The sequence below is a fragment of the Pseudonocardia bannensis genome, assembly GCF_012911875.1.
GTDB classification, from domain to species: domain Bacteria; phylum Actinomycetota; class Actinomycetes; order Mycobacteriales; family Pseudonocardiaceae; genus Pseudonocardia; species Pseudonocardia bannensis.
This window is the reverse complement of sequence record NZ_JAAXKZ010000145.1, coordinates 1-14,684: the sequence shown is the minus strand read 5'-3', so window position 1 is coordinate 14,684 and position 14,684 is coordinate 1. Positions and strand designations below refer to the sequence as shown.

The 14,684-nt window shown below is 71.3% G+C and carries 21 protein-coding genes; 11 read left to right on the top strand and 10 right to left on the bottom strand.

Annotation, left to right across the window (positions count from 1 at the left end; all coding sequences use genetic code 11):
- The 3 genes from HF519_RS26155 to HF519_RS26145 form a co-directional block, all read right to left on the bottom strand.
- Window positions 1–482, bottom strand: a 482-nt coding sequence (locus HF519_RS26155) for a hypothetical protein (RefSeq protein WP_211170603.1), incomplete at its 3' end; no start/stop codon positions are given.
- 128 nt (window positions 483–610) lie between these two features.
- Entirely contained in the window at window positions 611–1,630 is a 1,020-nt protein-coding gene (locus HF519_RS26150) for a COG1361 family protein (RefSeq protein ID WP_211170602.1), read from the bottom strand.
- Window positions 1,631–1,671: 41 nt separating this feature from the next.
- Window positions 1,672–2,187, bottom strand: a complete 516-nt coding sequence (locus HF519_RS26145; RefSeq protein WP_169415652.1) for a WxL domain-containing protein — start codon at window positions 2,185–2,187, stop codon at window positions 1,672–1,674.
- Window positions 2,188–2,393: 206 nt separating this feature from the next.
- Between HF519_RS26145 and HF519_RS33585 the strand changes: the two genes are divergently transcribed.
- Complete coding sequence (locus HF519_RS33585) at window positions 2,394–2,846, top strand: hypothetical protein (protein ID WP_169415651.1); 453 nt, start codon at window positions 2,394–2,396, stop codon at window positions 2,844–2,846.
- A 113-nt stretch (window positions 2,847–2,959) separates the two neighbouring features.
- Here HF519_RS33585 and HF519_RS26135 read toward each other — a convergent pair whose 3' ends face one another.
- The 3 genes from HF519_RS26135 to HF519_RS26125 form a co-directional block, all read right to left on the bottom strand.
- The gene (locus HF519_RS26135) at window positions 2,960–4,198 is read right to left on the bottom strand and encodes a PucR family transcriptional regulator (RefSeq protein ID WP_312860360.1); all 1,239 of its coding nucleotides are present in this window, start codon (window positions 4,196–4,198) and stop codon (window positions 2,960–2,962) included.
- A gap of 86 nt (window positions 4,199–4,284) precedes the next feature.
- Complete coding sequence (locus tag HF519_RS26130) at window positions 4,285–5,292, bottom strand: universal stress protein (protein ID WP_169415649.1); 1,008 nt, start codon at window positions 5,290–5,292, stop codon at window positions 4,285–4,287.
- The gene (locus HF519_RS26125) at window positions 5,289–5,477 is read right to left on the bottom strand and encodes a DUF3040 domain-containing protein (protein WP_169415648.1); all 189 of its coding nucleotides are present in this window, start codon (window positions 5,475–5,477) and stop codon (window positions 5,289–5,291) included. The genes HF519_RS26130 and HF519_RS26125 overlap by 4 nt, the downstream gene beginning before the upstream one ends.
- Before the next feature lie 100 nt (window positions 5,478–5,577).
- Between HF519_RS26125 and HF519_RS26120 the strand changes: the two genes are divergently transcribed.
- Entirely contained in the window at window positions 5,578–5,838 is a 261-nt protein-coding gene (locus tag HF519_RS26120) for a hypothetical protein (RefSeq protein ID WP_169415647.1), read from the top strand.
- A 229-nt stretch (window positions 5,839–6,067) separates the two neighbouring features.
- Here HF519_RS26120 and HF519_RS26115 read toward each other — a convergent pair whose 3' ends face one another.
- The 4 genes from HF519_RS26115 to HF519_RS31840 all read right to left on the bottom strand — a co-directional run bounded on the left by HF519_RS26115 (window position 6,068) and on the right by HF519_RS31840 (window position 7,706).
- Window positions 6,068–6,400, bottom strand: a complete 333-nt coding sequence (locus HF519_RS26115) for a cupin domain-containing protein (RefSeq protein ID WP_169415646.1) — start codon at window positions 6,398–6,400, stop codon at window positions 6,068–6,070.
- A gap of 126 nt (window positions 6,401–6,526) precedes the next feature.
- A complete protein-coding gene (locus tag HF519_RS33070) occupies window positions 6,527–6,832 on the bottom strand; it encodes a TraR/DksA family transcriptional regulator (protein ID WP_308259458.1) in 306 nt (101 codons plus the stop codon).
- 182 nt (window positions 6,833–7,014) lie between these two features.
- Window positions 7,015–7,434 carry a hypothetical protein gene (locus HF519_RS26105; RefSeq protein ID WP_246245202.1) on the bottom strand — a complete coding sequence of 140 codons (420 nt, stop codon included), beginning with the start codon at window positions 7,432–7,434 and terminating at the stop codon, window positions 7,015–7,017.
- On the bottom strand, window positions 7,425–7,706 hold the full coding sequence (locus HF519_RS31840; protein WP_246245200.1) for a hypothetical protein: 282 nt from the start codon (window positions 7,704–7,706) through the stop codon (window positions 7,425–7,427). The genes HF519_RS26105 and HF519_RS31840 overlap by 10 nt, the downstream gene beginning before the upstream one ends.
- A gap of 941 nt (window positions 7,707–8,647) precedes the next feature.
- Between HF519_RS31840 and HF519_RS26100 the strand changes: the two genes are divergently transcribed.
- The 9 genes from HF519_RS26100 to HF519_RS26060 all read left to right on the top strand — a co-directional run.
- Window positions 8,648–8,926, top strand: a complete 279-nt coding sequence (locus tag HF519_RS26100; protein ID WP_169415644.1) for a DUF3040 domain-containing protein — start codon at window positions 8,648–8,650, stop codon at window positions 8,924–8,926.
- A 107-nt stretch (window positions 8,927–9,033) separates the two neighbouring features.
- The gene (locus HF519_RS26095) at window positions 9,034–9,948 is read left to right on the top strand and encodes a slipin family protein (protein WP_211170601.1); all 915 of its coding nucleotides are present in this window, start codon (window positions 9,034–9,036) and stop codon (window positions 9,946–9,948) included.
- Window positions 9,949–10,057: 109 nt separating this feature from the next.
- Window positions 10,058–11,821, top strand: coding sequence for an aa3-type cytochrome oxidase subunit I (ctaD, locus tag HF519_RS26090; RefSeq protein WP_169415643.1), 1,764 nt, complete (start codon window positions 10,058–10,060; stop codon window positions 11,819–11,821).
- Window positions 11,811–12,002 (top strand): hypothetical protein, encoded by a 192-nt coding sequence (locus HF519_RS26085; protein ID WP_169415642.1) that lies wholly within the window; start codon window positions 11,811–11,813, stop codon window positions 12,000–12,002. The genes ctaD and HF519_RS26085 overlap by 11 nt, the downstream gene beginning before the upstream one ends.
- Before the next feature lie 62 nt (window positions 12,003–12,064).
- Entirely contained in the window at window positions 12,065–12,562 is a 498-nt protein-coding gene (locus tag HF519_RS33385; protein WP_369009263.1) for a DUF3040 domain-containing protein, read from the top strand.
- A gap of 16 nt (window positions 12,563–12,578) precedes the next feature.
- A complete protein-coding gene (locus HF519_RS26075) occupies window positions 12,579–12,956 on the top strand; it encodes a DUF488 domain-containing protein (protein ID WP_169415640.1) in 378 nt (125 codons plus the stop codon).
- Complete coding sequence (locus HF519_RS26070; RefSeq protein ID WP_169415639.1) at window positions 12,956–13,450, top strand: universal stress protein; 495 nt, start codon at window positions 12,956–12,958, stop codon at window positions 13,448–13,450. The genes HF519_RS26075 and HF519_RS26070 overlap by 1 nt, the downstream gene beginning before the upstream one ends.
- Before the next feature lie 66 nt (window positions 13,451–13,516).
- Window positions 13,517–13,870 carry a carboxymuconolactone decarboxylase family protein gene (locus HF519_RS26065; RefSeq protein ID WP_169415638.1) on the top strand — a complete coding sequence of 118 codons (354 nt, stop codon included), beginning with the start codon at window positions 13,517–13,519 and terminating at the stop codon, window positions 13,868–13,870.
- Window positions 13,839–14,684 (top strand): transaldolase family protein (locus HF519_RS26060; protein WP_281358650.1); only part of this gene is annotated, 846 nt, incomplete at its 3' end. The genes HF519_RS26065 and HF519_RS26060, both read left to right, overlap by 32 nt.

The window sequence follows — 14,684 nt, the reverse complement described above, 5'->3', positions numbered from 1 at the left end:
GTGGTGCTCGGCGGGGGGTCGGCGGGGTGCACGTGCAGGAGCGCCGGTGGTGAGCTCGTGGCCTGCTGGCCGCTGCTGGCGGTCGCGCGGAACAGGTGGCCGTCCATGCTGGTGGTGGCCGTCGGTGTGAACACCGTGGCGGCCGACGTCTCGAGGTCGGTCCACGGACCGGTCGGTGTGGTCGCGGTCTGCCAGCGGATCGTGACCGGGGACCGGCTCGTGATCGCCGCGGTGAAGGTCGCGGTGGTCCCTTCCTGCACGGTCTGCGCCGCGGGCCCGACGGTGACCGCCAGGGTCGCCGGGCCGGGCGCGGCGGAGCCGGCTGCCGCCGCGGTAGCGGCGGCGCCGGCCTCGCCCTCGCCCGATGGTGGGGTGGTGGCGCCGGCGGGGGTCGGCAGCCCGACCAGGGCCAGGGCCGCGGTGAGCAGCCCGGCCGACCGCAGCGCCCAGCGCTTGCCCATCGGTGCCCGTGGGTGGTTCATGATCCTTCCCTACCTGGCTGAAGACGGTCACCGTGGCGACGACCGAACGTCGGGATGCGGGTGTTGCGGCACCGCGGGCGCGGGTGATCCGGGCCGTCCCGTGAACGATCTGCCGAGGATGGTCCGGGTCAGGCGGTGTGTCGGCCGTCCTTGCCGCGGCGGCGGAGAAGGAGCACAACGGCCACGGCGGCCAGGGCCAGCAGCAGCGCGCCGATCAGGATCCCGAGGTGCTCGCCGAGCATCTTCTGCACGCCGACCGGTGCCCCGGCGCCCGGGCCGGTCGGGAACTGGATGCGGGCCTGGTAGTTCTCCTCGAGCAGCCCGCTTTTGAGGTTGATGGTGGCGTTCCACGGCCCGTCCGGCAGTTGCTCGTCCAGCGCGATGTTCACCGTCCCGGACTGGCCGGGCGCCAGCGTGCTGGCCACCTGCGCCGGGAACGGGCCGGCGCTCAGCGAGCCGGGTCCGTCGGACAGTGACAGGGTGCCGGCCAGGTCCAGGGCGCGCCCGCCGGTGTTGTGCACCTGGGCGGTCACCACCGGGCGGCCGTCAGGGGCCCGCTGCGCGGTCAGGGAGTCCACGCTGAAGCTGGACGCCGGGGCGCCGCCGGCGCCCACCGACACATACATCCGGATGCCGACCCGGTTGACCAGGGTGACCCCGGAGGGGTTGGGAGCGCTGGCCTCGGCCCACACCACCGCGTACTGCTCCCCCGGTGCGGCATCCGCCGGCACGGTCACGGTCACGGTGGGGGTGGCCCGGGCGCCCGGGGCCAGCTCGAGGTCGCCCTGGTCGAGAGTGGTCCACGACGACAGGTCGTTGGCGGTGCGCCCGACGGCGCCGACCAACGCCCCGTCGGTGATGCCGGCCGCGGCCGGATACACCGCGACCCGCATCGGCGCGGCGGTGGTGTTCGACACCTCGATCCGGCGGTGGATGACCGCGCCCGGCGCCAGGTGGTCCACGATGTACTGCCGGGCCCGCGGGTCGTCCCGCGCGCTGGTGGGAGCCTCCAGCAGCCGCACCCCCAGCCCGCCCGGCGCCGGCGGCGCCTGGCTCGGCAGCGGCCCGGCCACGGCGGCCGGGGCGGCGGCGGCGGTGCCGGTGACCGCGGCCCACGCCGCGATCACCAGCGCCGATGCGAGAACCAATCTCCGCATGATGACTCGCTTCGGTGTCCGCTGCGCCGCGCTCAGGCGACCGAGTGGGTGATCGTGCCGGTGTAGGCCCCGGCCAGCGCACCCCCGGGCACCGTGATGGTGATCGTGGGGTTCCAGGCCGCGGTGTTGGCGCCGGACACGGCGCTGGCACTCACCACCGCCGCCGCGACGCTGAGGTCCGGCGACGCCGCGGCCGTCAGGGTGACGGTACCGGTGGACGTGGGGGCAGGGGCGCTGTAGCTGACCGCGGTGGCCGGCACGGAGGTGGAGTTCGGCCCGGTGAAGGCCGTGGAGCTCACCTGCGCGGCCCACGCAGCGGTCCCGCCGCGGTTGTCGGTCACCGAGACCTCACCCAGCGGGCCCGAGACGGTCTGGGTGCCCACCCTGGCCGTCACGCCCGGCAGAACCACGCTCGCCGGATCGGCGACGGCGAGGGTACCGGCGGCCACCTCGAAGGAGGTGTCCGTTTGCGCGGAGGCCGGGCCCGCGGTCAGCAGCACCAGCGCGGCGCTGGCGATGATCGGGGTGACGAACATGATCTTTCGCATGATGGTCCTGTTCGGAGCCGAAGGGAGCCGGGAGAACCTCCCGGTGAAACGCTGCGTAGCGTCTTGCTCCAGGTATCGCCGCTGGGCCGGATGCCGTAACAGGCAGACTCCGAATGACAGAGCCTGTCGCGAGGCCCGCCTGTCGCTGAGGTGCTGTTGATGCAGGTCAGGGCTAGGAGCGCCGCCAGAAACGCGCCACGAGACCAATGAACTTCACCAAAACTGATGAGGCAGCCGCGTGTCGCCCAGTCCGATTCGTCCGCTACTCGCACGACGTCGACGACCAGCAGCCTGCTGCTCACCTGCGGGCCTCGGCCACGACCCGGCGCTCACTGCCGACCGGCCCGACGATCACCGTCGGCAAGGGGCCACCGCTGGTCCGGTCGCTGCTGACCCGCGACGCCGAGCTCGCCGAGCTCGCCGAGCTCGGCCGGTTGATCGCGGTCCGCTTCCGCGCGCACCGGGACGCCGCGGTGATCACCAGTCTGCCCGGGATCGGGATGCTGCGGGCGCCGAGCTCGTCGCGCTCACCGGAGGCGATCGGGCCGCCTACCTGGACCGGTTGGCCGGGGTCGCCCGGCTCGGGCCGGCACCGCGGCCCTCGGGGCGGGTCAGCGGGAACCTGCTCCGACCGAATTTCGAACAGTGGTTCGATCTGATGATAGGGCGCCGCCTCCGGGATGGCCGGCGTCGGGGAAGGGCGCCCAGCCGTCCCGGAGGTTCACCACGATGTCCTCCCCTCGAGCACGGCGTGCTGGAGCAGCTCGGGGAATCAGCGCGGTGCGGTCAGGTCGTGTTCGGGCCAGCCGAGCAACCTCGCGCCGAGCACCGCGGCCTGGATGGTGAAGCGCTGCGCGGGATCGGTGGGGTCGTAGCCGGTGAGCGTCCTGATCCGGTCAAGCCGGTAGGTGACCGCGCGGACGGACAGGTGCAATCGCCGCGCGGCTTCGGTGGCGACGCAGCCGGTGGCGAAGTAGGCATCGAGGGTGGCCAGGAGCGGTTCGGCTCCGCCCTGCGCCTGGACCAGTGTGCCCAGCACCGACTGGACCAGGTCGGTGATGGCGGGTTGATCGCGCAGGAGCACCCGGTAGATGAGCAACTGCTCGGCGTGGATCACCGGGGTGTCCAGGTGCAGCCGCACAGCCATGGTCAGGCCCTCCCGGGCTTCTTCATACGAGCGGGGAATTCCGTAGGAGCCCGGGTAGGGCCGCCCCACGGTGACTCGCCACGGCCGGCCGCGGGGTGAACGGTTGAGTTCGGCGAGTATGAAGTCGCCGAGCTTCGTCGTCCCCGCCCGGGGCCCGGGCGGGGACGGCACGTCTGCGTCGGCGGGAGCCACGACGACGATCCAGCCATCCTTGGTGGCCACCAGCACATCGCGGTCGCCGACCCGGTGCACGACCGCGCGTTCCAGGGAGCTGATCGCCGCCTCGGCGGCGAGTCGCCCGGTGGGCGCGGCCAACGCCACCTGGTGCGGGCGGGCCATGTCCAGTCCGAAGGGCTCGGCCCGTTCCACCAGCCGACCCACATCGGCGTCGCCGCGCAGCAGGTCCTCGATGAACTCGCGGCGCAGCGTCTCCTCCCATCGCACCATCTGCCGGCGGGCCTCGGTGTAGCCCTCGGCCAGGCGGGCGACCGCGGCGTCGACCACGTGCAGCACCGCTTCAGCGGCGGCCCGCACCGCCCTGTTGTCCCGCGAGCGGATCACCATCGGAAGCTCTCCCCACAGCCGCCGGGCAGCCGAGAGGTAGAGCTGCACCGCGCTGCCCGCCGACACTCCGAGCTCGGCGGCCCTCCTTCCCAGCATTTCCACCGCGTCGAGTTCGGATGGGTGGGGCTTGCGTCCGGTGGTGGCGGCATCGGCCAGCAGCGTCAGGTAGTCGCCGAGGAGCTCAACCGGGACGTCGCCCGCCTCGCGGGCGGCGGCCTGCGCTACCTCGATCAGCCACGATTCATCCGCCGTCGGTGATTCGGCTCGCGTGCCCGGGCGCTGCTCACCTCGGTCCGTCACGGCCGCCGCTCCGTCCCTCCGCCGGGTCAATGCGCCCCATGGCACAGCAACTGCCGACGCATGGCAATGAGGACTGGTGCTGCTGTCTACGCCGGCCATCGCCGGTTCCTCGAGGTGCTCCGGCGTCGGGGGCCCTTGTCGTGGTCCGATACTTGATCGCGTTCAGGGACCGAATCCGCGACACGCCCGGCGGGGGGTTGCGCTGTCAGCGCGCTGTCGTGACGGATGATCGCGAGCGGGCTGTGGCCGTGGCGTAGAACGGATCGGCTGACCGAACCGAGCATCGCTGCCAGCACGTGTCCTCGGCCTCGGGACCCGACGACGAGCAGGGCGGCCCCGCGGGATTCGGCGACCAGCGCGTGAGCGGGATCGCCGCGCACGAGCGTGGTGACGACCGGGACGCCGGCGAACTCGGATCGCCAGCGGTCGAGCGCGCGCTCGAGGATCCTGCCCGCGAGGACTTCGGCCATGGCCGGGGGACCGGATATCGCCTCGAGATCGGCGGGTCGGTCCGGTGTCCAGGCATGTACGGCGGCGAGGGGAACGCCGCGTTGCCGGGCGGCCTGGAACGCGAAGCCGACCGCGGGCGTGCACGACGACGCTGCGTCGACGCCCACGACGACGCGGGGCGGTGACCAACCGGGATCGCCCGCGCCCTGCGGCGGTCGGATGACGACGACCGGGCAGCAGGCGTGCGCGGCGATCTGGATCGAGACTGATCTGGCCAGCAGACCGCGCGGGCCGCGGTTGCCCAGGACGAGCAGCCGCGCACCCGCGGCTTCGTCAAGCACGGCCCGGGCCGGGGTGCCCAGCCGCAGCCGCGCAGACACCTCGAGGTCGGATGCGACCGAGCGGGCGCGGGCCACCGCTTCCCGCAGTATGGACTCGGCCCTCATCCGGGCCGTGAGGAGGCTGTCCAGCGGCGGGATGACGCCGTAGGGGTCGGCGGGTAGCGGCGGGTTGACGGCGTGCACGACGCGCAGTGGGCACCCGCGAGTCGCGGCCTCGGCGCTCGCCCAGTCCACCGCATCGTCGGCCGAGCCGGCGTCATCGATCGCGACGACGACGGGAGCCCGCCCCCGGCCCGGGCTCATCGCTCCGCCACCGCTGCCGCATTCGGAGCGGCGGGATGTGCCCGGCCGGCCGTGGCCGACATCCCGAGGTGTTTGCGGTCCAGGCGCTGCGCGCGAGCGTCGAACGACCGGGGAAACCCCGGGGCGTCAGCCATGAACTGGCGTTCGAGCTCCCGCCCCATCTTGCGCTCGTGATCACTGATCACGAAACACCTCCGTCGGAGGGCACCCGCCTGGCACGTTCGATCCGGCTGCGATCAGCTTCTATCGTACCAGGATATATCGTGTTCCGATACAAATTCGGGGATGGCGGAGCACGATGCACTGCCGGCCGAGGACGACGGGGCGCAGGCGCAGGGGCTCGTGGAGCGCGCGCCGCATCCGGACGACGCGCGCGGTGCGCGTGCTGGTGACCAGGACGGCGAGCAGACCCTGGCCCGCCTCAGCGCGCTGCATCGCGACGAGCTCCGCCGCGAGGACACCACCCTCGCGCTTCCGGCCGGGCACGACGAACCCGAGGACAGCACCGTCGAGGGGGCAACGGCGCTGAGCGATCGGCAACCGTGAGCGGTGCGAGGAAGCCGCCTGCCCCGCCCATCTGGCGCAGCCGGGACGGATCGAGCCGACCCGCGGCAATATGGCTGCGGCGTTCGTGGCTGACGGCCACTCCTGCCCCGTCGATTCCGGACGCGGATGATGGGCGGAGTCCAGGTCCCCCCTCCTGGATAGGGCGTGCGGATCGCGCCTGGCCGCGCATTCGGCATGCCGTCCTTGCGGCGCACCGAACTCTCGCCGGTCAGCCGATCTTCGCCACCGTGAGCAGCACCGCCGCGTCCTCGAGCGCCGTCAGGCCGTGCCTGGCCGGGGGAATGATCAGCAGATCACCCGCGGAGCCGTTCCACGACGCATCAGCCGTATCGAGGCGCACCCGTCCGTGCAGCACGTGCAGAGTCGCCTCCCCGGGACTGTCGTGCTCCTCCAGCGCCTGGCCGCTCGCCAGCGCGATCACGGTCTGCCGGAGCACCTGTTCATGCCCGCCGAACACGGTCTTCGCGCTGCGCCCGCTCGCCGCCGAGCGCGCAGCCAGCAGCTGCTCGCGGGCCAGGGCCGTCAACGACATCTTCTGCATCCCGGAACCTCCACCTCGACGATCACGATCCGGTCAGGGTGGCACCCGAACACGCTCCGCGTGTTCGATCCACACTGCCCGGTAGACGGCGGACGCCGGAGGCGGCGGACGCGGCAAGGTGCCGCATCAGCCCGACGGCGTCGCGTCGCCAGCCCCCGGCGGCCCGGGTCGGGCGACGGTGGAGGATGACCGGGCGCTGACGGCCCTCGTCGGCGTGCGGCGAGGAGCCAGAACCCGGCCTTCGGCGCCGTCGCTCAGCCGATGATGGCAGCACAGGCACAGCGTGGTCTGGGGAATCGCCTCGAGCAGGACAGGGGGGACACCGGCACCGCACGCACGGCAGCGGCCGTAGTCGCCGGTCCGGATCCTGGCCAGCGCGAGCTCGATGTCATCGAGCGCGCGTCGGGCGCCGGCCTCGACGAGGGCCTGCACCTCACGCACCGCCGGCGGCGTGTCGCAGGCCGCACCCCGACCCGCGGGCGGCGTCGATGTCCTACCGCTTGGCTCGTGCGCGTCGGGCTGAGCGAGCTGCTCACGACGGAAGTTGCGCTGGCGCACCAACGCCGCTCGCAGAACGGGCACGCGCGCGGCCAGGAGATCGCATCGGGCTGCGGTCAGAGGCTTACCACGGGCAGGTGCGGTACGTGACCGAACCATAGAAACTCCAGGTCAGGGGTTGCGAAGGATGGATGGCCATGCGACACCGCGACGGTGGACGGCACGGCCGGGGCGACGGCCGGAGCCGCGTGAGTGCTCGCTTCGGGCGTCGAGGCCAGGACGCGGTGCTGTGTGGGGGGCGCGGGGGAACTCCGACGGCGGTACGGGAGCGCCGTCACCAGCGTGAGCGTCATCGTCTCGCCGCCCGGGATCCGGTACTCACGTCGGTTCCCCTGCCCGGCGCCGGTGAGCGTCGTGCCCAGCGGCGAGTGGGGCGAGTAGATCGGGAGGTCATCGTCGTGGGTGGATTCCTCCCGGTCAGCGAGCAGGAACGGCTCGGTGAGGTCTGCCGCCTCGTAGTGCACGGTCAGCACCATGCCCGGCTCCGCGACGCCGTCGTCGGGCGCTCGCGACCGCCGGCAGCGTTCCTGAGGAGTTCCTGCAGCTGCCGGATCCGAAGCTCCCGCTGTTCTGGTTCGTTGTGTACTCGGCGCGAGCCCGTGGCGCGCTCCATCAGTAGCAGCGCCAGTTCGACCCGGGCCCGGTCGTAGGTTTGTTCGGTCCAGGCTCGCTGTGTGTTGATCGGCATCGGCCGGTCCTCCTGTCGATTCGGTTCGGGGTTTCGGGGTTGCCGCAGCTGCGCGGTCATCCCATGCGGCCGAGGCGTATCGACCGGGTGAAGGGGACAGCCGACCCGCGATCGGTCGCGGTGGACCGGCGGCGGTCGGACGGTGGGCGCCGGATCGGCTCGTGACCGCCGACGGCGCCGCGTGGGACGGGACCCGAGGACCACCGTTGCACGAGGTGCTCGGCGAGCTGCACCGCGGCGCATCGCACTGCCGTCGGGATCGACTCGCGGTCGCTCTCCAGCTCGAGGCTCACGGCGCTCAGCAGCCGGTCCAGCACCGGGGCCAGGTCGCCTCCGGCCGAGCGGGCTTCTTGGCCCGCGCGGAGACGCAGGACCGCCGACCGGCATACGAGGACCTCCGCTCGGGCGGTGTCTGATGAATCGTGCGACGTCATCGATGAGCCTCCTGATCGGTGCGACCGTGCGCTCGGATGCGGTGGTCCAGCGCTGTGGGGCCCGCCGGTCGGACCGGGCGGCCAGCCGGCGCGGTGTCTGCGCTGGCAGCGGGCGCTGCTCGTCAACCACCACGCTGCCTTGCCGATCCGGTCGCGGCAGCGGACACCCTCGGCCGACTTGGCGAGGTGCAGCTTGCCGACGTCCGGCAGAACCGATGCTGGTGCCGGTCTGTTCGGGATCCGGATCGGTAGGACCGCGGGGGCCGGCCGGCGTCGGGTGGGCTAGGTCGCGGCGTGTGGCGGGGCGCAGCCCCGGCCAGCCGGGATGAGGAGCCCGCCGGTCGGTGGCGGTCGCCCGGTTGCCGGGCACCGGCATCTGAGCCGGGGTGAAGTTGGCCGGTCGCACCGGTGCCGTGGGCCCGGCCGTCGAGGCATGTTGGGGCTAGCCGGACGCGACCCGGTTGGAGCGACCGTCGTGCTCGTGTCGCTCGCCGCCGTCGGATCCGGGATGTCGTCCACCGACGCCTCGGGCGCCGGGTCGAGCGGCCCCATGTGAGGAGGTGCGTCGTGCTCAGTGATCACGAGCGGAAGGCGTTGCGGGAGCTCGAACGCCAGTTCATGGCCGACGACCCGGAGTTCCCCCGGTCGTTCGACGCGCGCGCGCAGCGCCTGGACCGCAAGCACCTCGGGGGCTCGGCCACGATCGCGATCGTGGTCGCGGTACTGCTCTTCGCACTCATGCTGGCGGCCGGGTCGCTCGGCGGCGCGCTGGCCTTCGCCGCCGGGACCGGACTGATCTGGTTGGCCTGGCAGTACTCGAATGACACGCGCCGACAGCCCCCATGACGGGCCTGCTCGAGCCTGAGAACGTTCAGCTGAGGTGACGGCCCCTGTCGATCCGTAACGAGATTCGGGCCGGCCGGATCGGGGACGAGACGCCGGAGGGCGACACGATGATCACCATCTACGTACTGATCGCGGTCATGACCCTGGCCCTGGTGTTGCTCGGGTCGAGCGTGCGGGTCATCACCCAGTTCGAGCGGGGCGTCGTGTTCCGCTTCGGCCGGGTCCGCCCCGGGACCCGCGGCCCCGGACTGGCGCTGATCGCGCCGGTCGCCGACCGGCTGCAGAAGGTCAACATGCAGATCATCACCCAGCCCGTGCCCGCCCAGGACGGCATCACCCGCGATAACGTCACGGTCCGCGTCGACGCCGTCCTCTACTACCGGGTCGTCGACCCGGTCCGGGTAGCCGTGGACGTGCAGGACTACGGCTCGGCGGTCCTGCAGGTCGCGCAGGCCTCGCTGCGCTCGATCATCGGCAAGAGCGAGCTCGACGACCTGCTGTCCAACCGGGAACGGCTCAACCAGGGCCTGGAATTGATGATTGACAACCCGGCCGTCGGCTGGGGCGTGCACATCGACCGCGTCGAGATCAAGGACGTGGCGCTGCCCGAGTCGATGAAACGCTCCATGTCGCGCCAGGCCGAGGCCGAACGGGAACGCCGCTCCCGGGTGATCACCGCCGATGGTGAGCTGCAGGCCTCCCGGAAGCTGGCCGAGGCCGCCGAGGTGATGGCCGAGCACCCGGCCGCGCTGCAGCTGCGGCTGCTGCAGACCGTGGTCGAGGTGGCCGCGGAGAAGAACTCCACCCTCGTGCTGCCCTTCCCCGTCGAGCTGCTCCGCTTCCTCGAACGCGCAACACCGCCCGAGACCACCACCGCGGCGAGCACCGCCGCGACGGCCCCATCCGAGTCGGCGCCCCCCACGGCCCCTGCGCGGACGAACGGTGCTGTCCCGGCCGGCCGGGCGGTGTATCCCGCCGCTCCGGATGCGGCAGCGGTAGCGCACGCGGTGGCGGAACGATGAGCCCGGGCCAGGCCATCCGGATCGCCGGCTCGATCCGCCGCCGGCTGCACGGTGAGCAGGCCCGCGAGGTCGTCACCATCGAGCCACGACATCCACAGCAGGGCCCGTCGTGACCGCCGTCGAACCGGAACCGATCGCCTCGCGCCCGCACCCGGCGCGCCGGTCGAGCACGGGGTCCCGGCTGCTGCACATGCTGCGGACCACCGATCCCAAGGACATCGGGATCCTGTACCTGGTCACCTGCATCGGCTTCTTCCTGGCCGGCGGGGCGATGGCGCTGCTGATGCGCGGGGAGCTGGCGGTGCCCGGGCAGCAGTTCCTGTCGAGCGAGCAGTACAACCAGCTGTTCACCATGCACGGCACGATCATGCTGCTGCTGTACGCGACGCCGATCCTGTTCGGCTTCGCGAACTACATCGTGCCGCTGCAGATCGGCGCCCCGGACGTGGCGTTCCCGCGACTCAACGCGTTTTCCTACTGGTTGTTCCTGTTCGGTGGGCTGATCGTGCTCTCGGGTTTCCTGACTCCGGGCGGCGCGCCGGACTTCGGCTGGACCGGCTACAGCCCACTGTCGGGGGCGATCCACTCGCCCGGCGCCGGCGCCGACTTGTGGATCACCGGTCTCATCGTCGCCGGCCTGGGCACGATCCTGGGCGCGGTCAACTTCATCACCACCATCGTCTGCCTGCGCGCTCCCGGCATGACGATGTTCCGGATGCCGATCTTCACCTGGAACATCTTCGTCACCGCGATCCTGATCCTGCTCGCGTTCCCGGTGCTCACCGCGGCCCTGTTCGGACTGTTGGCCGACCGGCACCTCGGGGCTCACGTGTTCGACCCGGCCAACGGCGGGACGATCCTGTGGCAGCACCTGTTCTGGTTCTTCGGCCACCCCGAGGTCTACATCGTCGCGCTGCCGTTCTTCGGCATCGTCACCGAGGTCTTCCCGGTGTTCTCCCGCAAGCCGCTGTTCGGCTACAAGGGCATGGTGTTCGCGACGCTGGCGATCGCGATGCTGTCCGCGGCGGTGTGGGCACACCACATGTTCGCCACCGGCGCGGTGCTGCTGGCGTTCTTCTCGCTCACCAGCTTCCTGATCGCCGTGCCGACCGGCATCAAGTTCGTGAACTGGATCGGCACCATGTGGCGCGGGAAGCTGACGTTCGAAACGCCGATGCTGTTCGCCGTCGGCTTCGCCGCCACGTTCCTGTTCGGCGGGATGACCGGGGTGCTGCTGGCCTCCCCACCGCTGAACTGGCACGTCACCGACACCTACTTCGTGGTGGCGCACTTCCACTACGTGCTGTTCGGCACGATCGTGTTCGCCACCTACTCCGGCATCTACTTCTGGTTCCCGAAGATGACCGGCCGAATGCTCGACGAGACCCTGGGCAAGTTTCACTTCTGGACCACGTTCATCGGCTTTCACGGCACGTTCCTGGTGCAGCACTGGCTGGGCAACGAGGGGATGCCCCGCCGCTACGTGGACTACCTGCCCACCGACGGGTTCACCGTGCTGAACACGATCTCCTCCATCTTCGCGTTCGTGCTCGGCGCGTCGACGTTGCCGTTCATCTGGAACGTGTTCAGGAGCTACCGCTTCGGGCGGATCGTGACCGTGGACGACCCGTGGGGTCACGGCAACTCGCTGGAATGGGCCACCTCCTGCCCGCCGCCGCGGCACAACTTCACCGAGCTGCCCCGCATCCGCTCCGAGCGCCCCGCGTTCGAGCTGCACCACCCGCACATGGTGGAGCGCTTCCGCGCCGAGGCGCACGCCGTCAGACGTTCGGGCCGCGCCCGGACGACGCCCTCGGAGGTCGCTGCGCACGCGGTCCAGCACGACATCGAGGAGGGCCCACGTGAGCGATGACCTGGTATCGACGGCCGAACTGGTTTGGGAGAACGAGGGCGGGCGCCTGCGCCCGGCGTCACCGGACGGACCCGGCGAAGGATCAGACGATGACGCCGCGGTTCGCGAGCCGGGACTTCACGATCAGCGAAACCACGGTCCTCCCCTCCCTGAACTGGTCGAGCAGCAACGCACGTCCTGACCAGCTCCGGCGGGGCTGTTAGGGGCCAGCCACCCAATATATATCGTTTTACGATACAAATAGTGAGATCACCCGGCCCCCAGGACGGGGCAGGGGCGCCCAGGAGGTGCGTCGTGCTCGATGACCGCGACCGGGAGTTGCTCTTCGAGATCGAACGTCGGCTGCTGATCGAGGATCCGAAGCGGGTCCGGTCCTTCGAGGCCGCGCCGCATGGCAGACCTCCTGATCACCACCCGGGCACCGACATGATCACAACGGTCGCCGGGCTGACGCTCTGCGTCGTGCTGTTGATCGGCCCGCGCCCCCTGACCGACGCCGAGATCGCCACCCGCCGGTCGGCCGCCCCGCCGCGGGCAGCAGCGGAGGCCCAGGTGTCACCGCGAGCCCGTTCCGGGACGCCCACGTCTGCACGAGATGAGGAGACTTATCGTGACCGCCACGATCAGAGCCGGACTCGACCACCGGCCGACCGAGAACGCTCGCCCTCCCGCCGCTCCGGTGAACGAGCGGGGTCGCCGGTTCCCGCGGTCGATCACCTCTGGGGCCGGCGCCGACAGTGACGAGAGGAGCCCGAGGATGCCAGGACCGCCCCGCGTACGGGTCGGCCGGGTCTACGACGCGCGCACAGCCGAGGACGGCACCCGGGTGCTGGTCGACCGCCTCTGGCCACGCGGTCTGACCAAGAGCCGGGCCGACCTGGACGAATGGTGCAAGCAGATCGCCCCGTCCGCGGCGTTGCGCACGTGGTACGGCCACGACCCGGACCGGTTCGCCGAGTTCAGACGCCGCTACCGGGCCGAACTCGACGATCCCGGGCGGGCCGAAGCACTGCAGCACCTGCGCGAGTTGGCGCAGCAGCGGACGCTGACCCTGCTCACCGCCGCCCGGAACCCCGAGGCCAGCGAGGCCGCCGTGCTCGCGGACCTGCTCACCGCCGAACCGGGGACCGACTGATGGCCACCCCGCCCGGCGCGGACCCGCAATCGCAGGGGGGCAGGATCGTGGTCGGCGTCGACGGATCACCCGGATCGCTGGCCGCCCTGCGCTGGGCGGTGCGGGAAGCGTCCATCCGCGGCCTGGCGGTGCATGCGGTGACCGCCTGGGAATTCCCGGTGGAGTCGACCTTCGGCGACATGCGCACGGACGGCGACTTTCATCCGGTGATCACCGCCGAGAAGATCCTCGTGTCGGCCCTCGCCGATACCGGCGTCGCGGCCGATGACGACACGATCAGCACCGCGCCCGTCAAGGGGCACCCCGCCGAGGTGCTCATGCAGGTGGCCGCGGGCGCCGAACTGCTGGTGGTCGGTTCCCGGGGCTACGGAAGGATCTTCGGAGCGCTGCTCGGCTCGGTCAGCCACTACGTGGCCGCACACGCCGCCTGCCCGGTCGTCGTCATCAAACCCGTCGCCAACGGGACCGGCCGAAGATCCCGTTCTGGACCCTGACGGCGCTGCCCCGCGGACCGTCCGACTCCACTACTTATGTCGCAATACGATGGATGGAGAACAGTGATGACCGAGGGCATGTACCCGACGGCGGCACCTGAGCTCGCCGCTCGACGCAAGGAACTGGCCCCAGAGATCCACGATGCGTTCGAGAACTTCAGCCGCGCCGTCTTCGCCGACGGCGCCCTGCCGGAGAAGACCAAGCAGCTGATCGCCGTGGCGGTCGCGCACGTGACGCAATGCCCCTACTGCATCACCGGGCACACCAAGCTCGCTCACCGCAAAGGGGCACGCCCCGAGGAGATCATGGAGGCGATCTGGGTCGCCGCCGAGATGCGGGCCGGGGGCGCGTACGCCCATTCGACACTGGCCCTGCACGCCCTGGGTGATGGAGCAGCTGAACGCACAGCGCACCGGTAGGGCTCACCACGCCATGCACGGAAGGGACGTCGACACCGAGATCGACCAGCTCCTCGACGCGATCGGCTCGGTCGAGGCCAAGACGATCCGTGGCACGGCCGCGATCGTCAACGCCCGGCTGGCGTTCCAGAGCTATGGCGAGGTCCTCACCTCCGACCGCTGGCACGCGCTCGCCCAGGCCGGCGCCCGGCCGCAGCGGCCCTTGTGGGCTTCCACCGGCGTGAAGGACCCGGCCTACGCCGACACCCGCTACCTCCTCGACCTGGTCACCAGCGGCGTGGTGAACACGATGCCCGAAACGACGCTGCACGCGGTGGCCGACCACGGCCTCCTGCGCGGCGACACGGTCCGCCCCGGCTACGACGCCGCCGCCGCGGTGATGACCGCCCTGGCGAACCTCGGCATCGACTACGACGACGCGATGGGGCAAGCTCGAGCGCGACGGCCTGACCACCTTCCAGGCGTCCTGGGTCGCGCTCGCAGAAACCCTCGAGCACAAGCTCGCCGCCGCGAAGCGCGGCGGCGGAGAGGACGGCCGCACATGAGCGACCCCCGCACGTTCGCCATCGGACTCGCGGAATCTTCCGGAGCCAGGGAGCAACTGTCCTCGCTACGCGCCCTCGTCGTCGTGGGCATGATGATGTTTCGTGGAGCCGGGCTGGAGGAGATCCTGCGGCTCGCCACGTCCTCCGTCCCGTCGCTGTCGTCCGCCCGCGCCGAGGCGGTCCACCTCGTCGAGAACGACGAACTGCAGTTCTCGCTGATCGGGACGCCCCGGCCGCCGAGCCCGGAGCTGACGGCGTTGGGTGCCCGC

Bases quoted from the DNA above. Each gene is read 5' to 3' on its own strand.
- HF519_RS26075 (WP_169415640.1), top strand. From the start codon at position 12,579: ATGCCAGGACCGCCCCGCGTACGGGTCGGCCGGGTCTACGACGCGCGC.
- HF519_RS26095 (WP_211170601.1), top strand. From the start codon at position 9,034: ATGATCACCATCTACGTACTGATCGCGGTCATGACCCTGGCCCTGGTG.
- HF519_RS26105 (WP_246245202.1), bottom strand. From the start codon at position 7,434: ATGGTGCTGACCGTGCACTACGAGGCGGCAGACCTCACCGAGCCGTTC.
- HF519_RS26130 (WP_169415649.1), bottom strand. From the start codon at position 5,292: ATGAGCCCGGGCCGGGGGCGGGCTCCCGTCGTCGTCGCGATCGATGAC.
- HF519_RS26145 (WP_169415652.1), bottom strand. From the start codon at position 2,187: ATGCGAAAGATCATGTTCGTCACCCCGATCATCGCCAGCGCCGCGCTG.
- HF519_RS26070 (WP_169415639.1), top strand. From the start codon at position 12,956: ATGGCCACCCCGCCCGGCGCGGACCCGCAATCGCAGGGGGGCAGGATC.
- HF519_RS26115 (WP_169415646.1), bottom strand. From the start codon at position 6,400: ATGCAGAAGATGTCGTTGACGGCCCTGGCCCGCGAGCAGCTGCTGGCT.
- HF519_RS26120 (WP_169415647.1), top strand. From the start codon at position 5,578: ATGGCGGAGCACGATGCACTGCCGGCCGAGGACGACGGGGCGCAGGCG.
- HF519_RS26065 (WP_169415638.1), top strand. From the start codon at position 13,517: ATGACCGAGGGCATGTACCCGACGGCGGCACCTGAGCTCGCCGCTCGA.
- HF519_RS33585 (WP_169415651.1), top strand. From the start codon at position 2,394: ATGAACTTCACCAAAACTGATGAGGCAGCCGCGTGTCGCCCAGTCCGA.
- HF519_RS31840 (WP_246245200.1), bottom strand. From the start codon at position 7,706: ATGACCGCGCAGCTGCGGCAACCCCGAAACCCCGAACCGAATCGACAG.